The sequence below is a fragment of the Acidithrix sp. C25 genome, assembly GCF_904848545.2.
Genome location: NZ_CAJHCI020000003.1, coordinates 374548 through 397149 on the forward strand (window position 1 = coordinate 374548; position 22602 = coordinate 397149).

At 48.4% G+C, this 22602-nt stretch carries 16 protein-coding genes and 2 tRNA genes; 5 read left to right on the forward strand and 13 right to left on the reverse strand.

Annotated features, from left to right (window positions below; translation table 11 throughout):
- Nucleotides 1-204: 204 nt before the first annotated feature.
- Nucleotides 205-981, forward strand: a complete 777-nt coding sequence (locus ACIDITHRIX25_RS000000100740) for an enoyl-CoA hydratase-related protein (protein WP_201731968.1) — start codon at nt 205-207, stop codon at nt 979-981.
- Here the strand turns inward: ACIDITHRIX25_RS000000100740 and ACIDITHRIX25_RS000000100745 are convergent.
- The 3 genes from ACIDITHRIX25_RS000000100745 to ACIDITHRIX25_RS000000100755 all read right to left on the reverse strand — a co-directional run bounded on the left by ACIDITHRIX25_RS000000100745 (nt 978) and on the right by ACIDITHRIX25_RS000000100755 (nt 5134).
- A complete protein-coding gene (locus tag ACIDITHRIX25_RS000000100745; RefSeq protein WP_201731969.1) occupies nt 978-2606 on the reverse strand; it encodes a class I adenylate-forming enzyme family protein in 1629 nt (542 codons plus the stop codon). The genes ACIDITHRIX25_RS000000100740 and ACIDITHRIX25_RS000000100745 overlap by 4 nt on opposite strands.
- Before the next feature lie 651 nt (nt 2607-3257).
- Nucleotides 3258-4646, reverse strand: a complete 1389-nt coding sequence (locus ACIDITHRIX25_RS000000100750) for an aspartate aminotransferase family protein (protein ID WP_052604565.1) — start codon at nt 4644-4646, stop codon at nt 3258-3260.
- Nucleotides 4643-5134 carry an Lrp/AsnC family transcriptional regulator gene (locus ACIDITHRIX25_RS000000100755; RefSeq protein WP_052604580.1) on the reverse strand — a complete coding sequence of 164 codons (492 nt, stop codon included), beginning with the start codon at nt 5132-5134 and terminating at the stop codon, nt 4643-4645. The genes ACIDITHRIX25_RS000000100750 and ACIDITHRIX25_RS000000100755 overlap by 4 nt, the downstream gene beginning before the upstream one ends.
- A 494-nt stretch (nt 5135-5628) precedes the next feature.
- Between ACIDITHRIX25_RS000000100755 and ACIDITHRIX25_RS000000100760 the strand changes: the two genes are divergently transcribed.
- Entirely contained in the window at nt 5629-6846 is a 1218-nt protein-coding gene (locus tag ACIDITHRIX25_RS000000100760) for a saccharopine dehydrogenase family protein (RefSeq protein ID WP_052604564.1), read from the forward strand.
- A 120-nt stretch (nt 6847-6966) separates the two neighbouring features.
- Entirely contained in the window at nt 6967-8403 is a 1437-nt protein-coding gene (locus ACIDITHRIX25_RS000000100765) for a gamma-aminobutyraldehyde dehydrogenase (RefSeq protein WP_201731970.1), read from the forward strand.
- A 599-nt stretch (nt 8404-9002) separates the two neighbouring features.
- Here the strand turns inward: ACIDITHRIX25_RS000000100765 and ACIDITHRIX25_RS000000100770 are convergent.
- From ACIDITHRIX25_RS000000100770 to ACIDITHRIX25_RS000000100795, 6 genes are all read right to left on the reverse strand, one after another.
- Nucleotides 9003-9188, reverse strand: coding sequence for a hypothetical protein (locus ACIDITHRIX25_RS000000100770; protein WP_213333478.1), 186 nt, complete (start codon nt 9186-9188; stop codon nt 9003-9005).
- Nucleotides 9189-9804: 616 nt separating this feature from the next.
- On the reverse strand, nt 9805-11070 hold the full coding sequence (locus ACIDITHRIX25_RS000000100775; protein ID WP_201731971.1) for an aspartate aminotransferase family protein: 1266 nt from the start codon (nt 11068-11070) through the stop codon (nt 9805-9807).
- A 137-nt stretch (nt 11071-11207) separates the two neighbouring features.
- Entirely contained in the window at nt 11208-12581 is a 1374-nt protein-coding gene (locus ACIDITHRIX25_RS000000100780; RefSeq protein ID WP_052604559.1) for an NAD(P)/FAD-dependent oxidoreductase, read from the reverse strand.
- 9 nt (nt 12582-12590) lie between these two features.
- Nucleotides 12591-13646 carry an alanine dehydrogenase gene (locus tag ACIDITHRIX25_RS000000100785; protein WP_052604558.1) on the reverse strand — a complete coding sequence of 352 codons (1056 nt, stop codon included), beginning with the start codon at nt 13644-13646 and terminating at the stop codon, nt 12591-12593.
- A 373-nt stretch (nt 13647-14019) separates the two neighbouring features.
- Nucleotides 14020-15036: an XdhC family protein gene (locus ACIDITHRIX25_RS000000100790; RefSeq protein WP_201731972.1), complete on the reverse strand. Its 1017-nt coding sequence runs from the start codon at nt 15034-15036 to the stop codon at nt 14020-14022.
- Nucleotides 15037-15088: 52 nt separating this feature from the next.
- On the reverse strand, nt 15089-15922 hold the full coding sequence (locus tag ACIDITHRIX25_RS000000100795; protein ID WP_052604556.1) for an aminotransferase class IV: 834 nt from the start codon (nt 15920-15922) through the stop codon (nt 15089-15091).
- 346 nt (nt 15923-16268) lie between these two features.
- Here ACIDITHRIX25_RS000000100795 and ACIDITHRIX25_RS000000100800 point away from each other — a divergent pair.
- Nucleotides 16269-16344 (forward strand) — tRNA-Glu (locus ACIDITHRIX25_RS000000100800).
- 443 nt (nt 16345-16787) lie between these two features.
- On the opposite strand, the gene ACIDITHRIX25_RS000000100805 is transcribed toward ACIDITHRIX25_RS000000100800, so the two are convergent.
- The 3 genes from ACIDITHRIX25_RS000000100805 to gltX all read right to left on the reverse strand — a co-directional run bounded on the left by ACIDITHRIX25_RS000000100805 (nt 16788) and on the right by gltX (nt 18945).
- Nucleotides 16788-16859: transfer RNA gene (locus ACIDITHRIX25_RS000000100805), tRNA-Gln, on the reverse strand.
- Between the two features lie 30 nt (nt 16860-16889).
- Nucleotides 16890-17519, reverse strand: coding sequence for a YdcF family protein (locus ACIDITHRIX25_RS000000100810; RefSeq protein WP_052604555.1), 630 nt, complete (start codon nt 17517-17519; stop codon nt 16890-16892).
- Between the two features lie 43 nt (nt 17520-17562).
- Nucleotides 17563-18945 (reverse strand): glutamate--tRNA ligase, encoded by a 1383-nt coding sequence (gene gltX / locus ACIDITHRIX25_RS000000100815; RefSeq protein WP_201731973.1) that lies wholly within the window; start codon nt 18943-18945, stop codon nt 17563-17565.
- Between the two features lie 244 nt (nt 18946-19189).
- On the opposite strand from gltX, the gene ACIDITHRIX25_RS000000100820 reads away from it, so the two are divergent.
- On the forward strand, nt 19190-21547 hold the full coding sequence (locus tag ACIDITHRIX25_RS000000100820; RefSeq protein WP_201731974.1) for a xanthine dehydrogenase family protein molybdopterin-binding subunit: 2358 nt from the start codon (nt 19190-19192) through the stop codon (nt 21545-21547).
- Nucleotides 21548-21738: 191 nt separating this feature from the next.
- Here the strand turns inward: ACIDITHRIX25_RS000000100820 and ACIDITHRIX25_RS000000100825 are convergent, their stop codons facing one another.
- A complete protein-coding gene (locus ACIDITHRIX25_RS000000100825; RefSeq protein ID WP_052604552.1) occupies nt 21739-22596 on the reverse strand; it encodes a 3-hydroxybutyryl-CoA dehydrogenase in 858 nt (285 codons plus the stop codon).
- Nucleotides 22597-22602 lie beyond the last annotated feature (6 nt).

Genomic DNA, 22602 nt, shown 5'->3' on the forward strand with positions numbered 1-22602 from the left:
TTGTCGAATCGGCACTTGTTCTGAACCGTTTTCGGCCCTATCTGTTGTTTGCTAGAGTCTAGTCATAGCGACTTTTAAGAGCCGATTCCCTGGTCCTATTAGAGCTTCACTCCGATAAGAAATCGCATCGCTCGGCCAAATCTCTGAGTTAATCGTTTAATATGTCATGAAGGGCCTCGAAGGACATTCCCTAGAAAGGACGTCATGTCAGGAAGTGTAACCACACGAGTAATCGGTTCAATTGCAGAGGTACTAATTACTAATCCTGAGCGCAAAAATGCGATATCGCAGGATATGTGGGGTCAACTCGACGATAGTATCCGCCTCGTTGACTCGAATGATTACGTCAAAGTGGTCATAGTACATGGTGGCGATGGCAACTTTGTGGCCGGTGCTGACATCTCTGAATTTAAAGACCTGCGTCAAAGTGGCCAAAGCTCGCATACCTACGATGAAAATACCGAGAAGGCACTTTTGCGTCTTCGTAGGACCTCTAAGGTGACCATCGCTTTGATAGAGGGATATTGTATCGGAGGGGGTGTCTCAATCGCTGTAGCTTGTGACTTTAGAATTGGAGCAGCTAATTCGATCTACCAAGTTCCCCCAGCTCGTTTGGGAATTTCCTACCCCCTTGGTTCGCTCTCGCGCTTGGTTGAATTGGTTGGTCCGACTAATGCCAAGTGGATGATCTTTACCGCGGCTCGCCTAAGTGCAGTCGAAGCGGAGTCGATCGGACTCATTAGGAGCGTCGCTTCGGAAGCGATTTGGGAATATGTAGATGATCTTGCTCGCCAGATTTCCGAGAATGCACCCTTATCTATTATGGCTACTAAGCGAGTGATTGAGGCGCTTAGTAATGGCGGCGACTCTGTGGCTGATGTGGCGAACGAGATGAGCGAAAAGACACTCTCATCGAGAGATTATCTAGAGGCGCTAGAGGCTTTTTCTCAGAAGCGACAGCCAAAGTTCGAAGGACGTTAGATATCTTGGGCCATTTTTCTTAGCTCTTTTGATAAGACTTTGCCCATCGCGTTTTTAGGAAGAGCATCTATTGCGATAAAGTCTTTTGGAACCTTATAAGGTGCTAATTGAGCTTTTAGAAGATCTACCAGATCTGAGGTTTTCAGTGGGAGGCTCCTCCAAACTATGAATGCCACTACTTCCTCGCCCCATATCTCACTTTGACGTCCGACCACTGCTACCTCTGCTATTTGTGGGAGAGCGCGCAACTGATCCTCGACCTCTCGTGGGTAAACATTAAATCCGCCGGTGATAATGAGATCCTTTAGGCGAGCATCGATAATTAGATAATCATCTTCATCAAACCTTCCGACGTCGCCGGTCGCAAACCAGCCGTTGGCAAAAGATTTTGCTGTAGCTTCTTCTTGACCGAGGTACCCCTGAAAGACGTTGGGACCCTTGAGCCAAATCTCACCTCGGTTATCGATTCCAACGCTGACTCCACATAGCGGTTTGCCTACGCTACCGGCCTTTCTAGCTCCGTCGAATGGATTGGAGGTGTTCATCACGGTCTCTGTCATTCCGTATCGCTCCAGGGGAGGTTGTCCCATTACTTGGTCTATTTTGGCGAATGTTTGTGGGGAGAGCGGGGCAGATCCTGAAACTATAAGTCTGAACTTTGAAAAGTTACTTGATCGAGAGTCTCCAACTAATCGTCCATAGATCGTTGGTACTCCAAAAAAGAGCGAGGGCCGATGGGCCGAGATAGCGCTAAAGACCGCTTCTAGATCAAATTTTTCTTCTAGTACAATCGACGATCCAACTACCATTGAACCGATCAACCCCACTCCTAGACCGTGCATATGGAATAGGGGTAAGGTTAGGAGTAGCCGATCGGACGACTTCCAATCCCATGCCACAGATAGCCCTTGTATCGAGGAGATGAGATTGCTGTGACTCAAAAGTGCGCCCTTGGGGTTACCTGTTGTTCCTGAGGTATATGCACATAGGGCTATATCAGAAGGACTGCCACTACAGGGAAGGGTCGTTTGTCCATCTACATTTATTTTCCCATACGGAGACTCGCCTTCATAAAGGCTGGACTGATCCGTGCCTCGTCTATTGATTTCATCGTAGGTGATTAGAGATATGGAGCTATTCGTGGTCGGAAGGTGCGATCCAGGGCCAATATATGGATCTTTGTCAAAGCGGAGTTTGGTGATGAACTCCAGATTGGGTTGATCAATTGCATCGCAGGCGAATAGGGCGGGACGCACGTCTTTCAAGATGTAAGTGAGCTCTCGTTCTGTGTAGTTGGGGTTTATCGGAACGACTACCAATCTCAGAATTTGGGCTGCAAGAAAGGTCGTGGCAAAAGAAACTGAACCTCGTCCGCTGAGGGCAATTCTTGATCCAGGCGTCAAATCGAAGGTCGAACTTAGCATCTTGGCCTGACCTTGTGCAATTTGATAGAATTGAGCCCCACTTAACCAGCCAGTTCTGGCTGAATGGATGAAGTTCGAATGGTTTTGCTTTAGGTTGAGCTCGCTTATCGAAGCGATAGTTAGATCGAGTGGGTCAAAACGGGTTTCATTGGTGACTATCTTGATAAAGGATGGAGATCCGTCGTTATTGAGTGGTGGCACTTCTTTATTTTAGTTAGGCACCATTTGAGGACGTGATCAATCTGCCTATTATTGATTGACTGGTATATTTTGATCTGGCAGAACGAAGGTGCCATCTTGAATGAACCGGCAATTGATATGCCCTTGCATCATTGGCCCGTTGAGCACTGGGCCAAGAACTGTGCTCTGTGGCGCTCTGGTAAATCAAGGCCTCTTGCATTGGCGGCCTTTGGGGTTATAGAAAGGGATCGGCCGAGGTCTCTTTGGTAAGGGTCAGACCTCTGGTGCTAAAGCGGAAAATCTTAAATAGAGTTGGTGAAATTTTGCCTTTTGAACCATTGTCGAGATTCCACGAGATAGCCATCTTTGCGAGTAGTGCCCTCTGACAAATATGGCTTGTGCGTCTCTATATTGCGGATTATTCCAAATGACCTAGAGATATTTGTGAGCCAAGTGGTGACGTTTGTGGCTAAATTTCAAAGAGGCTGGGGGTCTCAAACAAAGGCCGAACGAGAGAGAACTCAAGTTCTTGGTGCTCGAGCCATTTGTAGCTGATGATCCTGTTACATGTTCGGCAAAAAAGAGAGATTGACTTGTATGAAAGCCATAAAGATCGCCTCCAAAGTTTGAATGTTAGAGGCGATCTTTATGGAGATTTTGAATTTGGTAGTCTTAGATCAACGCCGCGGCTTCGCTTAGAACGCCCCTTAGGATTCCGACTATGTCGTCTATCTCCGACCTACCTATGACTAGTGGAGGCGATAGTTGGATGACGGGATCACCTCTATCATCGGCTCGACAGATCAAGCCTTCCTCAAAGAGCCTTGGCGTCAGAAGGCCACGAAGCAGTCGTTCTGATTCGTCGTCGCTAAAGGTCTCCTTGGATGATCGATCCTTGACGAGTTCGATTCCGTAGAAGTATCCAGTTCCTCGGATGTCACCTACGATAGAGATATCTCGCAACCCTTCAAGAGATTCCCTAAAGTATCCCTCGTTGGCTAGTACATTTCCTAGGAGGTTTTCGCGCTCGAAGATGTCAAGATTGGCTAGCGCAACAGCACTTGATACTGGGTGACCAGCGAATGTAAAGCCATGTAAGAAGGTATTGGTCTCCTTTAGATAAGGCTCGATAATTCGATCGGAAGCTATTAGAGCGCCGATTGGAGAATACCCCGATGTCATACCTTTGGCGACAGTGATCATATCAGGTACAAAGTTGTATTTTTGCGATCCGAAGTAGTGGCCCAGACGACCAAAACCGCAGATTACTTCGTCGGCTACCAGTAGCACATCGTATTTGTCGCAGATTTCTCGAACCCGATCGAAGTATCCATCGGGTGGCGTGAAGCATCCTCCGGCATTTTGAACCGGCTCAAGAAAGACAGCAGCTATTGTATCTGCCCCTTCGTAGTTGATCATTCGCTCAATGTCGTCAGCGCAGTGAAGAGTACATGCAGGTGAATTCGCACAATCGACACAACGGTAGCGATTTGTGTTGGCCACCTTGAAGGTGCCGGGTATTAGTGGTTCAAAATCAGCTTTTATGCCGGCTAAACCAGTGATAGAGAGCGCTCCCATAGTGGTGCCATGGTAAGAGATGTTTCGGGAGATAACCTTGGTCTTTTTTGGTTTGCCGGTTAGTTTGAAGTATTGCCGAGCCAGCTTGAAGGCGGTTTCGACAGCTTCACCGCCGCCCGTGGTGAAAAAGACGCGATTTAGATCTCCAGGAGTCAACGAAGCTAACCTTTCGGCAAGTTCAATCGCTGGAGCGTGTGCGTAACTCCATATGGGGAAGTAGGCAAGTTCGCTAGCTTGTTTGGCCGCCGCTTCGGCAAGTTCGTGACGACCGTGTCCTGCTTGAACCACAAAAAGACCAGCCAAACCATCGATATAGCGCTTCCCATGGGAGTCCCAAACGTAGCCGCCTTCTCCCTTTACCATGATGGGAATTTCTGCTTCGTTATAGGAGGAGAGACGTGTAAAGTGCATCCAAAGATGACGGCGCGCCATTTCGGATAGCTTGTCGGAATCGAATTTACTGTAATTATTTTTATCGTTCATCTTGCACCCCAGGCATATGATTGTTTTTCCAGTCTCAAATAGACAAACGTTTCCAGCGACGAGACGCCGGGAACGTTTCGAATGGTGTCATTGAGGATTTCCATCAGGTGGGCATCGTCTTCGCAGACGACCTCAGCGAGCAAGTCGTACCGACCTGCACAAACTACTACGTAGTCAACCTCCTTTATTTTTGCAATTGTCTCTGATACTTTTCGAAGGTCTCCATCGGCTCTTATACCAATCATCGCTTGGCGTGTAAAACCAACCGAAAGAGGGTCTGTCACAGCCACGATCTGCATTACATTTTGGTCGATAAGGCGCTGAACTCTTTGGCGAACGGCTGCCTCTGAAAGGCCAACCTCTTTCGCAAGAGTTGCATAGGAACGGCGACCGTCAATCTGTAGAAGTTCAATCAGCTGTTTTGATTTGTCGTCTAAGGTAAAAAGTCCTCGACTGTCATTTCTTAAAGGTTCCACATTTCTTGTTATGGGCGCTACTGCTCCCCCGCCGCCTCTCACCGGGCGTAATGCTCGTTCCACTTTGATTACTCCAAAAGATATAAGTTCATGGAAAGATATGATTCCAACAGTTCTGTGCGCAATTGTATCGCGAATTGTTCTTGGAAAAAGATCGTTACGAAGGATTCTTACATTTTTGGTATGCGTATTCTAGCGATTCCGAAAATTTCTGTCCATTTTTATGCGTTTTCCATACTTCGACCGCGTTTTCAATGTAGTTTAGGCAGTGGATCATTGATGATACGACGGAGTCGGTGCCCATTTGGTTACGGATCGGTTGATTTATTTTTCTCGGCGGCAGCAGTGGTGGATATTTGTGGTTGTGAACAATACGATTCCTACCGCGGAGCTGTTGGCTTGAGTTAGAGGTTATTCCAATTTACCGTATTTGAATGTGCTGGTGGATCTGGCTTTATTTCATGTGATTGCTTTCTGGTGGTGTCTTTGATGGTTAGGGGAGTTGAATGCGAGTCCTAGTGATAGGTGCTGGTGGCGTTGGGGAAGCGATTGTAAAGATTTCTTCCAAGTTCGAAAGCTTTAGTTTTATTTGTGTCGCGGATATCGATGAGGACAGGGCGCGATACGTTGCACGACAGACCAATCTTGATGACTCCGCGGTTGCCTATAGCAAATTAGACGCGAGTTCTGTGACGGAGATAGTGGCTTTGGCCTCTGCTTTTGAGATAGATGCGATTATGAACGCCTGTGACCCGCGTTTTGTAATGCCGATCTTTGATGCTGCATACGAGTATGGATGTACTTATGTCGATATGGCAATGTCGCTCTCTAAGCCACATCCGAGCGATCCCTATTCTAAGTGCGGCGTAATGCTGGGGGATGCGCAATTTGAAAAGGCTAACCTCTGGGAGGAGAAGGGGCTACTTGCTTTAGTTGGCGTTGGCGTCGAACCCGGACTGAGCGACATCTTCGCGGCGTATGCGAGCAAGCATCTTTTCTCACAGATCGACGAGATAGGGGTGAGAGATGGAGCGAATTTGGTAGTGGAGGGGTACGACTTTGCTCCGACATTTTCAATATGGACGACGATTGAAGAGTGCCTCAACCCCCCTTTGATCTACGAAGCAAATAAAGGTTTTTACACAACGGAGCCATTTTCTGAGGCAGAGGTCTTTGACTTCCCTGGCGGAATTGGCCCAGTCGAATGTGTGAACGTAGAGCATGAAGAGGTTGTGTTGATTCCAAAATGGCTCAAAGCAAATCGAGTTACCTTCAAATATGGCCTTGGCGATGAGTTCATATCAGTCCTAAAGACCCTTCATAAACTTGGGCTGGATAACGCGCAAAAGATAACAGTGGGTGAAGTCTCAGTCTCTCCTCGCGATGTCGTAGGTGCATGTTTGCCCAATCCAATAGATTTAGGTCCAATGATGCATGGAAAGACTTGTGCAGGGACGTATGTAAGTGGTCTCGATAAGGACTCTAAAGCTAGGGCAGTATATCTTTACCACGTCGTGGACAATGACGAGACGATGGCGAAATGGGGATGCCAAGCAGTCGTATGGCAGACAGCGATAAACCCCGTAATAGCACTGGAGCTAATTTCTAGTGGGGTATGGGCCGCGAGGGGAGTTCTAGGACCGGAGGCATTTGACCCTGATCCATTCCTAGATTCCCTGGTAAAACATGAATCGCCGTGGGGGATGCGTGAGGAGATTGTCTAATTAAATGTTGTTTTTTTAGGTGATATTACAGGAAATTCAAACTATAACAGGAACGACTTACTCCCAGGATTAGCTGGTCTTGGGGTATAATTCGAATCAATTAGGAACAAGGAGCGCAAATTGAGCGAGTCTAAGGAAACTATCAGGAACTTTATTGCGGGCAAAGAGGTCGATGCTCGCTCTGGTTCCACCTCAGATATTATTGATCCATCAACAGGTGCGGTTTATGCCAGTGCACCCCTCTCTGACGCAAGCGATATTGAGCTCGCCTGTCAGGCTGCGGCAAGTGCGTTTGAAGAATGGGGGCAGACGACGCCCTCGGAGCGATCCTTGGCGCTTTTTAGGATTGCCGATGCCCTAGAGGCGAATGCTAAGGAGCTTGTTGAGATTGAATCCCGTAATACAGGCAAGCCCATTGGCTTGACTATTTCGGAAGAGATTCCTCCGATGGTCGATCAGATTCGCTTCTTCGCCGCAGCAGCTCGTAATCTTGAGGGTCGCTCAGCAGCGGAGTATATGCGTGACCATACCTCGATGATCAGGCGCGAGCCCATAGGAGTATGTGCGAGTGTTACTCCATGGAACTATCCAATGATGATGGCGGTCTGGAAGTGGGCGCCTGCTCTGGCTGCAGGAAATACCATGGTTTTGAAGCCATCGGATACCACACCGATGTCAGCGCTCTTTATGGCCAAGGTCATGTCAGAGTTTCTTCCGGCGGGAGTATTCAATGTGGTTTGTGGCGAACGCGATACGGGGAGGGCTCTTATCGAGAACAAGATACCGCAGATGGTATCTATTACCGGTTCGGTCCGTGCAGGCATAGAGGTAGCCCAGACGGCTGCTAGAGATCTAAAGCGAGTCCATCTGGAGTTAGGCGGAAATGCACCTGTAATAGTCTTTGACGATGCCGATGTCGAGAAAGCTGCCCAAGGGATCGCTATTGCCGGCTATTTCAATGCTGGACAGGACTGTACTGCTGCGGCACGTGTGATGGTGGGATCTAAGGTTTATGGTGACTTTGTGGCCGCATTGACTGAAGCCGCTAAGGCAACTAAGGTCGGCAAGCCTGCTGACGAAGCTGACTTTGGTCCTTTGAATAACTCAAATCAGCTCTCTAGAGTGATGGGACTGCTTGAGCGATTACCAGATCATGCCCAAGTTGAAACTGGCGGCGAAAGGGTTGGCCAGGACGGATACTTTTTGACTCCAACGGTAGTTAGTGGCCTTTTGCAGAGAGATGAGATCGTTCAATCTGAGATCTTTGGACCAGTAATTACAGTTCAAAAGTTTTCCGATGAAGCCGAAGCCTTAAAATCTGCTAATGATGTTGAGTACGGACTTGCATCGTCAGTTTGGACCAAGGATCACGGTACGGCCATGCGAATGGCTAAGTCGCTGAATTTTGGAGCAGTATGGATCAATACGCACATTCCTCTTGTTGCCGAGATGCCACATGGAGGTTTCAAGCACTCCGGGTACGGAAAAGACCTGTCAATGTATGGTTTTGAGGACTATACGAGGATCAAGCACGTCATGAGCTATATAGGAGGATAGACCCTGCTTGGCCATAAAATCAGGGCCGAAAGAGTTTTGGGCTATGAATTTTCCAGATGGGTCTTTACTCGAAATTTAGTCCTTTATCAAGATGGCATTTCTGGAACTCTGGGATCGTCTAACCTCACGCACAAAAATCCTATCTGAATGAGGTGATCTTTGAACTTACTTCGTGGTGTAACACTCCAATTGGAGTGTTACACCACGAACCTCTAGTTGGGCTGTTTCGAATGCCGTAAGCTATTCCTATAATGGCCCCTAAATATGGTCTGTAAATATAGCCAGTTGGAAACCTTTGATTGTCAGGGAATGCCACAAATACGAGGTCGGCCCTAGCGGAATCGATGAAGAGTGCCGATAGGCAAAAGATTTCTACAGATCTCTATTTCGCGACAGCTGAACTCCTTAGATGGCTTTGGAGATGTGAAAATCAATGGAGATGTGGCTGTCGTCGAGTTCAAGAGCCTCCTAATTGGTTCGGCCAATTACTTTTTGGATTTAAGCGATAAACCTTCGATAGCGTCGAGCTTATTATGCCACTCTTGCACCAGTGCAAGAGTAGTTCCTGCCGCTAATTTTGCTGACGAAGAGATTGAGCTTTAGCCATTGGCTTTTGTTATCTCTGGATTTTTCCTACCATCGATAAAACCCGTCATATCTCCATTGGATCGGGAGGAAAAGATGGTTCGGCTGGCGATTAGATAGTTTGTGACCCATGAGTGTAAAGTCACAGTTTTCGCAGCGTCAAAGGCGATCTCTGGAGCAACTCCAACAATCCTAATCAATAGATTGCTCTGCATGGGTGGAAATATAACGCCGGTTTCTGGCGATTCAATAGTTGCAAAGTCCTCTTCGACCCAATCTCTTCGTCGGAGATGAGAGTGATGGCATCGCTTGGTTTCGAATCTAGGGTAAGGTTGACGCTCGGAACTTTATTTGCGTTCGAGTGGAGTTCCACCAATTTTACAAAGGTACCAAAGGCTGATTGGGATGGTGCTCTGTCGAATTTTAGGTAGAAGTGAGCGGATGCATCGAGTGTGAGTAAACCTTAGCGTGCCTGTGTCAAAATCTTGCCCATGGCCGCCCCTTGGAATGATGCTCGATGAAGTGTCAATGATCCTAAAGTTGGAGTTGGCCCTGTCGTGCTTTGTCGCCTCACGCTAGATTTCTGTGAACAATACAAAGGCCGCCCTTGGCCTCTTGAGGGTTGCCTGGCTCGCTCGGACATTGTTTTAGCTATTACTTGGTTTCGCCCACGGTCCATGGGCGACTCTGATTGCAACGAGGAGATAAGTTCGACCTTGTCTCAGGCGGGATGGACCCTGGGATTTTGACAATGAGCGACCGTGAAGAGTTTTCGCGGTCGCTCATTGTCGATCTTCTCTATCAAGGGAGCATAAGTTAGAGATTTGCTTTGATAGCAGCTTCAAATGCAGCGAGTGCCTGCGCAACTTGGCTCTCATTGATGATCAGAGGTGGCATCCACCGAATGACGTTATTGTAGGTACCGGCATTCATAAGGATTACTTTGCCATTTTCGCGTGCGTGTCTGAGAATTTGATTGACAAGTTCACCGTTTGGTAACCCAGTTGCTGGGTCGACAATCGTGCAACCTAACATAATTCCAAGGCCACGTACGTCGTTTATGATTTCATACTGAGCTTTGAGTTCTTCTAAACCTGATCTAAGTTGAGCACCTCTTGCCACCACATTTTCAAGAAATCCTTCAGATCTCAGGATGTCAATTGTTGCCAGTGCTGCGGCGGCGCCTATTGGATTTCCTCCGTAGGTTCCTCCGTGGCTGCCTACGGGCCAACGTTCCATGATTTCATAGGATGAGCCTATCGCCGAGAATGGAAACCCAGAGGCGATACCTTTGGCCATTACCATAATGTCTGGCTCTATCCCGTAGTGCTCGAGTGCAAACATCTTGCCGGTGCGCCCAAAACCTGACTGAACTTCGTCAGCGACAAAGAGAATACCCTTTGCTTTGGCTCGCTCATATAATCCTTGGACGAAGGCCTTGGGCGCCGGGCGATACCCTCCCTCGCCTTGTACTAGTTCAACAACTACGGCAGCGGTTTCGCTCGGGGCGGTCTGTGTTGCTAGCAAAAGATCGAAGTTATCGAGGGCCCTCTTGACTGCTGCCGCTTCGTCAAGGCCACTGGTGCTTGGATCGGGAAACTCTGATACGAACACTCCCGATGGAAAAGGAGCATAACCAGCTTTGTAACCAGTTTTTGCCGTCGTCATAGCCATGGTTTGAGCAGTTCGACCGTGAAATGACCCTTGAAATACGATTATGTGGGGCTTTTTGGTCGCTGCTTTGGCTAGTTTGACTGAACCTTCGGTAGCTTCAGCTCCGGAATTGGAAAAGAAAAAGGTATCGATCGATTGAGGCGTTATTTCATTTAACTTTTCAGCTAATGGCTCAAGAAGGTCGTGCTTGTAGATGTTCACTTGCGCGTGTATGAAGCGGGCGGCTTGATTAGTAATCGCTTCCACGACCTTGGGGTGACAGTGGCCGGTCGAAGTTACAGCAATGCCAGCTGTAAAGTCTAAGTATTCTTCACCACTTTGGGTTTTAACTGTCGCCCCAGAGCCGCTAACAACGTCTAGCCCCGTTAGTTGGGACCACACTGGTGACAGATGAGATCTTTGAGTCATCTTTGTTTCTCCTTTTGTCTTATGCCACCATGGTGGCAATTTTGTTGAAGGCGTACTAGGGGCCATCGATCAAAATGCTTTATATTTTCGAAACCGTTTAGGGTTCGGCCTAGAGGGTAATTGGTCTGATCTTTAGTTCATTGGCCGGTAAGTCGATTGAGAATCGTCGCCGTTAATGGTTGAGGGAGTCCTTGATTTTCGTATTTGTCTGACTGAGCTGCTGCCCATAAGCCAGCGTTTACACCTAGGTATCTAAGTGGTTCCATCTCCCATTTTCTTGCTTTGTGATTTACGATACAGAGTTCGCTTAGATCGCTTTTTTTATTGAGAATAAGATCCGAAAGTGTCCTGCCAGCGAGGTTGGATGTAGTGACACCGTCACCTACGTAGCCTCCAAGGCTCGCAATACCTCGTCCTAGGTCGAAACGAACAAATGAAAAAAAGTCGCGGGGAACGCCCAGCGGACCACCCCATTGGTATTGGATTTTGGTAGCGCGCAATGATGGGAAGAGCTCAATTAATGCCGATTTTAGGTTGTCAAAGACGTCACTTTGATAATCAAACTTAGGTGAAATGGTTGATTTAAAGTGATAGGGAGCTCCGCGACCACCAAAGACAATTCGATTGTCGGCACTTCTTTGGCCATAGACGATCAGATTGCGTTCGTCGGCGAAGGTTTCACAGTCCCCAAGGCCGATCTCGGCGAATTGCTGGTCGGAAAGGCGTTCTGTTGCAATCATAAGCGAGTATATGGGCGTTGTCACTCGAGATTGCCCAGATAGGAGTGATCGGTATCCCTCGAGGGCATCGATTGCCACTTCGCACTTTATCCCTCGGCCATTCACTTGAAGGTCATGTGGACCAATCTTTGTCACCAGTGATTGTTCATAGATTTGAACGCCCATTCCAAGTACTACTTGTGCTAGGCCTCGAGCTAGTTTTGCTGGGTGAATTCGAGCACATTGTTTCGTAAATGCGCCGCCTAAAGTGTCGGTCGCATTGAGGCGTTTTTGTGCTTGAGCGCCATCGAGCAGTTGTACGTCTTCGCCAAATCCGAAGTTTTGCTCAGATTGAACGAATGCCGAGGCACGATCGAGCTGAGCCTTATTGCGTGCCACCATAATGGTGCCGCCCTTGTGAAAGTCGGCTTCTATGCCTTCGCTTTGAGTGACCTTGCCGATCTCGTCGATCGAGTCATTGAGAGACCGATATAGGGCGATTGCTGACTGTCGACCGTATCGATCTTCAATGGCTTGTTTAGATGAGGCGAATAAGCCCGAAGCCCAGCCCCCATTTCTTCCAGAGGCGCCAAAGCCAGCGAATTTTGCCTCAAAGATCGCGATTCTCAATGAAGGATCGGCTTTTTTGAGGTAATAGGCGCTCCAGAGACCGCTATAGCCTCCACCAGCAATTCCAATGTCTATCGTCAAGTCCTTGTTGATGGGATTTGTGGGAACGATTGGATCAAGTTGCGCGAGCCAAAGACTCTTTGGCGAAGGCCAAGTTAGCATTTATTGACCTTAAAATCCTAAAGATTCTGAGACGGCCTTATAGACGATCTTGCCCTTGGAGACATTTAGTGCCCCAGCGAGTCGTTCTGAAGCAGGGTCCCTAGCAAGGTCTACCAGTCGCGGTGCAACGGCAGCGCTAAGTGCCCTCGACGATGTGCGCGGGTATTGGCCAGGTACGTTAGTTACGCAGTAGTGGACCACTCCGGAATCGACAAAGGTTGGATGAGATAGAGAGGTCGGACGTGAGGTCTCGATGCAGCCTCCTTGATCGATTGCAAGGTCGACGGCCACTGAACCTGGCTTCATTGATTCAATGTGTTCCCGAGTGATCAATTTAGGTGCTTTTGCACCTGGCACGAGAGCAGCGCCTACGACAAGGTCGGCGTTTTTCACAACTTCAGCTATCGCCATTTCGGACGATGCCAAAGATGCGGTAATTGTCCCTTGTTGTTGTAGCTCGTGAAGTCTGGCTAGATCAATATCAACCCCTGTGACTTCGGCATCCATTCCGCGAGCTCCTCGAGCAGCCATAGTTCCAGCTACTCCCATTCCTACCACGACAACGCGCGCCGGAAGAACACCAGCCGATCCGCCAAGAAGAGTTCCTGAACCGCTCGCTAGGTAATATGCACCCATGATTGCAGCCGCCCGGCCTGCAACTTCGCTCATTGGAGCTAACAAAGGAAGGCCCTTAGGATATGAGAGAGTCTCAAATGCAAATGCTTCTACTCCAGAGGACATTAGAGCACGCGCAAGGTCTGGTTCTGCAGCCAAATGTAGGTAGGCAAATAGGTGAAGACCTTCACGGAAGTACCCCCACTCACTGGGCTGGGGTTCTTTTACCTTGCAAACTAGATCGGATTCCCAAACGTCGGCTGCCGTAGGAACAATTTTTGCTCCGACTGCTTGGTAGTCTTCATTGGTGAAGCCAGCGCCAACTCCCCCATCTTGCTGGATACGGACTTCGAAGCCAGCCGATATTGCCATCTTGACCGCAGATGGCTCAAGCGCAATCCTTCGTTCGCCGTCTTTTGTTTCGGCTGGAATTCCGATTGTGCGAATCATATTCATCCCCTTGACGAATCGTCACCATGGAAGGCTCTGACGATTATGTACCTGTTATTAGTGTCGACGAAGAGGGTGCGCGCTGATGCGCAACGCTTTACGTCTCAACTTAATCAAGGCTACACCAAGTGATGTTTCAGAATTATGAAGATAGGCGCGGCTGGTCGCCTACGATATTGGAATTAAATACAAAAGGGATTTCAAAAATTGTCTTTAATTAGAATTTACTCCCCAAGGCAGTTACCTAAGGTCTGGCCCTATTATGGAGGATTAAAGAGGCGTCTAAGGGAGTCGGAAACCAAGATGGACGACGGTATTATTAGCCCATCTTGGTTGGTTCATCTAATTTTTAAGGAGAGTTCCTAGGTCTGACTTAGCCGTTTATCGGTCCATCTCCGTTAACTAGGCTCGAAGGAGCACGGCCACTTCGATGGGCTAGAAATTCACTTGCAATGGCAACTGCAGTTTCTGCGGGTGTCTTAGCGCCAATGTCAAGTCCTATAGGTCCATAGATCATCGACACTTTGCTGGGAGCAACACCTAATTTTATGAGTGCTTCGTTTCGAATCGATTGGGTATGCCTAGACCCAAGTGCGCCGACGTAAGCCCCGTTGATCTCCAACAGCTTTGCACACAAGGGAACTCCAATGGCGTGGTCATGACTCAAGACAATTAGCGCATCGTTGGCTCCGAAACCCGAAATTATATCCATTGCGGTCTCGACCGTATCCGTTATACGGGAGGTGATATTCAAAAGAGAAAGCTGCGCAGCAATGGCCCTAGCTAGCTCAGAGTCACCGATGATGGCAGCGGTAGAGGGTGGAGAAAAGACTTCAAAGTGAAGCTCTAACCCCTCGATAGTCTCGGTGGTAGAGACAGACCTACGGTGTGTAACTAATTCTACAAGGCGCTCAGATGTCTTAGCATGGGCAGGAGTTTTTTGAAAGTCGTCGTCGAATCGAGCCTTTTCATTGAGTTGCGCCATTCCCAAGGTAACTACCGAGTCATCTGCGATTTGTGAAACCACGCCAACGACATCTCGTTTGGATATGGCAAGGATTGACTCCAGCAAAATCCCATTGATAGGCTGAAGAGCGACTCTTGCGCTACCTCCACATGCGAGACCCGCTGCGACTGCATCGCGATCACCGAGATCGATATTCTTGAGAATTCCCTTGGATGAAGTCGCAACGAGGTGCCGTGCAGCCTCTTCGATTTCGCGATCCATCGATCCAAACATTAGAGATCCCAGCTTCAAACGCGAGCCAAGGGCAAGAAACTCTCCGGATGTCCGTCCTCCGAAACCACTCATAGATATAATTCGCGCCAGAGCAACCGGGCTCTTGGCATTCTCGTCAATAATAGATCGGGCGATTAGATGCTGTTCCAATGGTTTACTCCTGAATTGCTGGGTCGGTCATGAGCATATACGCCTTGAAGTTTTAGGGGTTTAGGTTATCCATGATCAGCTCTTTGAGCTCTTTTGCGATGCGAAGTGATACTGGCCCAATGGCGTTGTGTAGAGGTGTTTCATCGACGTGGGTGATGGATTGAGCATCTCTTAGGGTTGAGGCAAGGAAGGCTTCGGAGGTGCGACTTGAGACCAAGGTTGAGATAGGGACGTCCATCTCTTTTGCGCCAAGATATTCAATTATAAGATCTCTTGTAACGCCAGCCAAGCATCCCGATTCAAGGGTAGGGGTAATCAACTGCCCATCAACCACGAGAAAGATATTAGAACCTGATCCTTCGCATAGGTCGCCCTTTGTGTTTGCAAAGATGACTTCGTTCGATCCCTGTGAAAGCGCCCAATCGAGCGCTACTACATTTTCTGCATAGGATGTTGTCTTTAGCCCCGAAAGAACGCCTCGTTCGTTTCTGGGCCATGGAGCTATCGATACCCTGGCAGTCCGTGATAGTGGAGCGAGTGGACTTGCCGCCACTACCAAGAGCGGGGATGCGTCTTTATCTCGGTCGGAACCAAGTGGCCCATTTCCAGCGGTGTAGGTCACTCTTACCTTTCCAAATGAGATCTCATCCTTGGCCACTACCTCAAAGATAGCTCTTTCAATTTCGTCTAAATCTGGAGGTGCGAGTCGTATTCCCGCGACTGACCGAGCTAGCCGCTGCAGGTGGCGTCGTACGGCAAAGGGGGTTCCATCGTAGACCGCTAGCGTCTCAAAGACTCCATCGCCGGTTACCAGTCCATGGTCATGAGCTGAAACTGCAGCATCATTCGTTTCAAAAAGTCGACCGTTGATGTACGTGTGGCTCATGGGAGTCTCTGCTTTCTAAATCGGGATCCTCAGGCGATTCTATTATTGCGATAGATGGTGATTAACAACTCTAGCTGACGCGAGATAGCGCGGTCTGTCGTTGGAGAGTAATTGATATCTGTGAAGTTTATCGAAGCCCGAATTCGCCTTGTTGGGAGGCTTTGGTGGGATCTGAGTGCTACGAGCTAAGGTGGCGGTCAGGTGAGCTATCTTTCAATAGCTAAAAATGAGCCGTAGTCTCACCGATCTAGAATTCGATCCATAGTTCTAAGCCACATTGTTGTGTTTTTTCATTTCAAGGTAGGACGACCTAAAGGCGCAGTATAGAATGTTCTCCTACACGCGAGGCCCCATCGTCTAGCGGTCTAGGACATCACCCTCTCACGGTGAAGACACGGGTTCGAACCCCGTTGGGGCTGCCACTATTGCCAATATTTGGATTATCTTGAATGATTCAGAGCGCCAATCTATCGAGCTTCATTGATGCCATTTTCGCCCGTGCCATCACTAAAGGCGGCTCTGTGGTTTGGCGAAGGTCAAATCTCTGATCTCTTTAAATGTCACTCGACCAAATGTTACTCGCCAGGACTACCACACTTTGGTTACCACACTTTGGCAATTTCACCAGTTCGTTCTTGGGTGGAGCATGAGTGGAATCTGCATACGTTTCGACACGTATTTTAGATAATCTCTACTATTGGAAGGACTCTAATTATTGGAGAGACTTTGATCGTGCTGACTTTTTGTAATATCACCTTGTAATATCACCTTGTAATATCACCTTGTAATATCACCTTGTAATGTTTGTCTTTGCAAGTCCAAGACCTAGGTATTTGGCCAAAGTTAGATTGGCCAAAGTCAAAAGCTCGGGGGGGAGGACTCGAACCCCCAATAGCAGGGCCAGAACCTGCTGTGTTGCCGATTACACCACCCCCGAAAGGCTTTTAAACAATCTAATGGCCAAACACTAGCTTCCGTGTCTGAGAACGCTAAGGAATTTGAATCCCACTAATTTTGCCATCTCAATTGCGACGGCCTCACGCAAGTAATAGGTTATCGATGACAGACCGCGTATGGGTGAGGTTCGTGTAGGCGACGATATGTCCGAGATCCCAAGCTGAGAAGCGATTAGGTAGACCCGATATTCATGGAATGGATCGGAGACAAATATTGCATTAGTGGCGCCGAAAGATTTGAGCGTTTTGCTGACTGCCACCATTGTCTGGTAGGTGTCATTTCCGGTAGCGTCGGCGATAATATTTGCAGGCGGTATCCCGAGCGAGATTAGATAGGTTCTACCGACACCGGCTTCGGTGTAGAGGTCCCCGTTCTGAGAGCCACCGGTGGTGATTATGGTGGTCGCGAATCCTTGTCTGTATAAGAGTGCCGCATGGTCCAGTCGTGCTTTTAGAACGTTTGAAGGGGTTCCGTTAAATTCTGCGGCACCTAAAACTACTTCAATCTTTGCTTTTTGAATGAAGTCATGGTTTCCGAAGGTGTAAATTTTCCCCAATAGAACCAAGAAGATTATGAGTGGAACTCCAACAATCAAAAAAAGTAGGTAAAGGACGGATTTTTTTGCAGTAGTGCTTTTCATCTTTATCTTTAATTTAGTGAGCCACTCTGGGATGGCTTCATCTTTAGATCTGTGCGTTTAGCCGATCGAGAACCACTGACTTTCCCAGGGTTGACCAGGTCTCAAAGAGCGGAAGTCCAACCTTTGTCCCAGTAGTTGCAACCCTAATTGGCGCTTGAAGCTTTCTAAGGGGAATATCCAGAAAGCTAGAGCAAGATCTGACGGCTAGTTCGATCGTTCCGGCTTCGAAGGGGTCGGCCTCGCTTAGCGCTTTAATCACAGCCTCAATTATCTTTTGTGCATTTGGGTTGTCTTTAATCTCTTTTTGCAGCGCTCCATCGTCGAAGGTAAGTTCTTCTTCGAAGATTGGCCGAATCAATTCACTTACTTCAGCGAGCAACGAGACTCGTTCCTTAGCGAGTGCGGCCACTGCCATAAATTTTTCAAGGTCCTCTTTAGACCCCGTCCACCAGGTATTTTGTTCAATAAATGGAATAGACAGTTCCATGAATTCCACGTTGTCGAGTGCACGAATGTAGACCCCATTGAAATGGGCAAGTTTTTTTTCATCAAAGAACGAGGGGGAGTGACCGACATTTGCCATGTCAAATGCGTCTACCATCTCTGAGACGGTCATGAATTCTCTATCTTCTTTTGGACTCCAGCCCAGGAGTGCTAAGTAATTTAACATTGCCGGAGCTATTATTCCCTGTTTGCGATAGTCCTCAACGGCGACTCGATCACGTCTCTTTGAAAGTTTTTGCCTTTTCTCGTTGACCAATACGGGAACGTGTCCAAAGGTTGGAGGTTGTTTCTCTAGAGCTTGAAAGACCAAGATTGCCTTAGGTGTATTTGGGAGGTGCTCTTCAGCTCTAACCACATGAGTTATTTCCATGTCGATGTCGTCCACAACGTTTGCTAGCACAAAGAGTGGGGCGCCTGAGGATTTTACCAGAATAAAGTCTTCGATATGGTTGTGGTCAAAGACGACTTCGCCTCGGACTAGGTCAATAAATCTAGTTTCTCCAGGTTTGGGCACTTTGAACCTAAGCGCACCACCGCTATCTGTACCAAGTCCGCGATCTCTGCAAAAACCATCGTAGCCAGGGGTTGAACCTGCCTCTTTATTTCTTGCGTCGATCTCATCGCGGCTGCATAGGCAATAATAAGCAAAGCCATTTTCAAATAGTTCATTGGCCGCATTTAGATAAAGGTGGAGTCTTTGACTTTGGCGATACGGCCCTTCGTCCCAGGTAATTCCTAACCACGAAAGTGCGTCACAAATGCCATCGACCCACTCTTCCTTATTGCGTTCTGAGTCTGTATCTTCAATTCTAAGAACGAATGTTCCCGAAGAGTTTTTGGCGAGCATCCAATTGTAAAATGCCGTTCGCGCTCCTCCTACGTGGAAGTAGCCTGTGGGCGATGGGGCGAATCTAACTTTCATATAACAATCTGAACTTTCGATGTGGCGAGCCATTTCTTTGTCTGGACGTTGGATGGGTGTCCAAGCGTTGTTGTCGAGTTAGTCAGGCTTGGTCCTGACAAAAGATGGCGCGTGCTTACTACCATAAGCTTAGGCGAATGAGAGGTCTTTTCAATTGACGATTTAACCATGTCTTGGGTTCAAGCCTGACTGAGGTGAGATAATGAGAAGATAAGGTTGAGAAAAACAGATTGTGGAGTGAGAAATGAACGGATCGATATTAGGTACGCGAGTTATTCGTCTAGAGGACCCTGAACTGCTGAAGGGCAGGGCCACATATGTCGACAACCTAGAGCACCCCGGTGCACTCTATTGCTACTTCGTTCGCTCAACTGTAGCTGCGGCCAAGATCGCCTCTTTAGATGTCGCAAGGGCGAAAGAACTTCCAGGTGTTAGGGCCGTCTTGGTTGCTTCAGACTATGACATTGAACCTTTTGTACCTTTCTTTCCCCTCAATGAGCACCTAAAGCGTCCGGTTTTAGCTAGTGGAGTCGTGAAGTTTGTAGGTGATCCGATTGCAATGATTATTGCTGCCGATAGGTCAACTGCGGTCGATGCATCTGAACTGGTCGAAGTGGAGTATGAGCCCTTGGATGCTGTTGTCGACATGGAAGATGCTCTGAGTATCAATGCCCGTCAGATTGATCCGGAGGTTGCCAGAAATCTTGTTGCTTCAGTTGTAGGTGGCAATATCGATAATCCTCTCAATGGTGCCGAAGTAGTCGTACGGGGTAGATTCGAGAATCAACGGATGTCGGTTGCTCCTATGGAGCCGAACTCCATTGCTGTCAATCCAGATGGAGATGGCGACGAGGGGATCACGGTTTGGGTGTCAACACAGATGCCACACGTCATACAGACAAAGTTGTCTTCGATTTTGAGCATTCCAAAGGACTCTCTAAGAGTAATTACCCCGAATGTCGGCGGCGGTTTTGGCGGCAAGGCCGGTGTCATCCAAGAACACGTAGCTGTCGTGGGCGCCTCTTTGATGTTGGGCATACCACTTCGATGGATGGAAGAGCGAGGTGAGAACCTGATCTCGATGCAAGGAAGAGGTCAAGTTCAATACGTCGAGATGGCGATCTCTAGGGATGGACTAATTCTTGGACTTGATGCTCGAATGGTGGGCGATGCAGGCGCCTATGGCGGCTTCGGCGGCGGCTTAGTAGCTGGTTCGACCCGTTCGATGGCTCAAGGGGTCTACTCGATACCAAAGATTCGCTACAAAGCAGCAGTAGCCTCCACGAATACTCCCCCAATTGGAGCACTTCGAGGAGCAGGAAGACCTGAAGCGACTGCGTTTCTGGAGCGAATTGTGGACATGGCGGCGGCTGAGATCTCGATGGATCCGATTGAATTTCGTCGAAAGAATTTAATCTCTTCCACCTCTTTTCCGTACCAGAGCGTGATGGGACCACTCTATGATTCAGGAAACTTTGTTAAAGCTCTTGATGCCGTGGCCGAGGTCTCCAAATACCAAGATTTGCGTCGCGAGCAATTACGACGTCGGCAAGCTGGCGAGACTGTGGTGCTTGGAATTGGGGTTAGCTGTTATGTGGAAGTGACTGCTGGCGGTGGCGCTTCGGAGTACGGTGCCGTCGACATCACTCCCGATGGAGGGGCAGAGATTAGGGTTGGAACCTCGGGCCATGGCCAGGGTCATCCAACTACCTTTTCTATGTTGGTTGCAGATACCTTGAAGATACCCCTTGAAAAGATCAAATTTATCCAAAGTGACACCAAAGAGGTTCCCAGAGGCGGTGGCACAGGCGGATCTCGTTCACTGCAGCTAGGCGGTTCTGCTGTAAACGCGGCAGCTCTTCAGGTCTTAGATGTCGCTAAGAATTTAGCGGCGTCACATTTTGAAGCTAGCGTTGATGATATTATCGTCAGCCAAGAGGGAACGATAGGCGTTGCGGGAAGTCCCAGCCACTTTTTGTCGTGGACAGATTTGATGGACGTTGCCAAGCAAGCCGGTGTTGAGCTCGCATACAGGGGAGACTTTAATCAAGCCGGAGCAACTTTTCCCTTTGGGGCGCATGTGAGCGTGGTTGAAGTTGATCTGGAGACTGGCCTTGTTAGGCCGATATCACACTTTGCTGTGGACGATTGTGGGCGTGTTTTGAACCCTCTAGTGGTTGAGGGGCAACAACATGGTGGAATTGCACAAGGCATAGGACAGGCCCTTTATGAAAAGGTTTACTTTGACGCTTATGGCAATCCCCTAAACAGTTCATTTGCAGAATATCTCGTTCCATCGGCTGCGGAGATGCCAAATTTTGTTGCCTCGAATACCGAGACACCGTCTCCTTTGAACCCGCTGGGTGCTAAAGGCATCGGTGAGTCTGCAACGGTTGGGTCAACACCAGCGGTACAAAATGCGGTTGTGGATGCCCTCTCACACCTTGGAGTTCGACATATCGATATGCCCATGACTCCCGAAAGAGTTTGGCAGGCAATTTCACAAGGAAGCAACGGGCCATTATGGTCAGAACCGCCCTCTATCTTTAGCGAGATTAAAAAGTCGGATTCTGGCTCGGCTCCAGAAGAGGTTGATATCTAGTCCTGCGGTTTTAGATAGTCTTTGAACAGCAGTTTTGATAATTTAAGATTTTTGACTTGTCTCCTTGGTCTACCTCTTGGGTAAACCAAGGAGACTTCGATCTTTTAGTGGTGTTTTTGCTCTGCTCAAGGATTTGCCAGGCTATTAGCTAGTTCAGGCTTTCTCTGAGCTAGCTAATAGGTTTGTCGAATTTACTTTTTTTTGTAGTCGTAAAAGCCTCGACCAGACTTTCTACCCATTAGGCCAGCTTCGACCATTCGCAACAACAGGGGTGGCGGAGCGTATAGGGGCTCTTTGAACTCTTGATAGAGTGAATCGGCAACTGCCATAGTGGTGTCCAGGCCGATTAGGTCACAAAGTGCTAGGGGCCCCATTGGATGAGCGCAACCCTCAACCATTCCGGCATCGATATCCTCTGCTGTGGCAAATCCAGATTCCATCATCCTAATTGCAGAGAGAATGTAAGGAATCAGCAGCGCGTTTACGATGAATCCGGCTCGGTCCTTTGACCTAATCACTCGTTTGCCTAGCGTATTCTTAGCAAAATTGGTAGCCGATATAGCGGTTTCATCAGAGGTTAAAAGTGAAGTGACAAGTTCGACTAGTGGAAGTACCGGCACTGGGTTGAAAAAATGGATTCCAATGACCTGTTGGGGTCGTGACGTGGCGACGCCGAGTTTCATTATCGGTATCGATGAGGTGTTTGAAGCCAAGATAGCCGTTGGCGACTCTACGACCTTATCTAAGATCGTGAAGATGTCAATCTTGGCCGATTCATTCTCAACTATCGCTTCGACCACAAGGTCCCGATCAAAGTGCGCTGAAAGATCGGTCTCAAAATGTAACTTAGCTAGGGTCGCTTCAACGTCACTTGCTGAGATCTTTCCGTTTTTCGCGGCACGCGATAATGAGGATTCAATTCGGCTTTTGCCGCGCGTCAATGACGCTTGGTCTGCCTCTGTTATCATAACGTCTAATCCTCGACGTGCCGCTACTTCGGCGATGCCTGAGCCCATGAGGCCGCAGCCAACTACGCCTATTTTCTCCATATCTTT

Bases quoted from the DNA above. Each gene is read 5' to 3' on its own strand.
- ACIDITHRIX25_RS000000100795 (WP_052604556.1), bottom strand. From the start codon at position 15,922: ATGAGCCACACGTACATCAACGGTCGACTTTTTGAAACGAATGATGCT.
- gltX (WP_201731973.1), bottom strand. From the start codon at position 18,945: ATGAAAGTTAGATTCGCCCCATCGCCCACAGGCTACTTCCACGTAGGA.
- ACIDITHRIX25_RS000000100775 (WP_201731971.1), bottom strand. From the start codon at position 11,070: ATGACTCAAAGATCTCATCTGTCACCAGTGTGGTCCCAACTAACGGGG.
- ACIDITHRIX25_RS000000100740 (WP_201731968.1), top strand. From the start codon at position 205: ATGTCAGGAAGTGTAACCACACGAGTAATCGGTTCAATTGCAGAGGTA.
- ACIDITHRIX25_RS000000100780 (WP_052604559.1), bottom strand. From the start codon at position 12,581: ATGCTAACTTGGCCTTCGCCAAAGAGTCTTTGGCTCGCGCAACTTGAT.
- ACIDITHRIX25_RS000000100810 (WP_052604555.1), bottom strand. From the start codon at position 17,519: ATGAAAAGCACTACTGCAAAAAAATCCGTCCTTTACCTACTTTTTTTG.
- ACIDITHRIX25_RS000000100820 (WP_201731974.1), top strand. From the start codon at position 19,190: ATGAACGGATCGATATTAGGTACGCGAGTTATTCGTCTAGAGGACCCT.
- ACIDITHRIX25_RS000000100785 (WP_052604558.1), bottom strand. From the start codon at position 13,646: ATGATTCGCACAATCGGAATTCCAGCCGAAACAAAAGACGGCGAACGA.
- ACIDITHRIX25_RS000000100760 (WP_052604564.1), top strand. From the start codon at position 5,629: ATGCGAGTCCTAGTGATAGGTGCTGGTGGCGTTGGGGAAGCGATTGTA.
- ACIDITHRIX25_RS000000100750 (WP_052604565.1), bottom strand. From the start codon at position 4,646: ATGAACGATAAAAATAATTACAGTAAATTCGATTCCGACAAGCTATCC.
- ACIDITHRIX25_RS000000100825 (WP_052604552.1), bottom strand. From the start codon at position 22,596: ATGGAGAAAATAGGCGTAGTTGGCTGCGGCCTCATGGGCTCAGGCATC.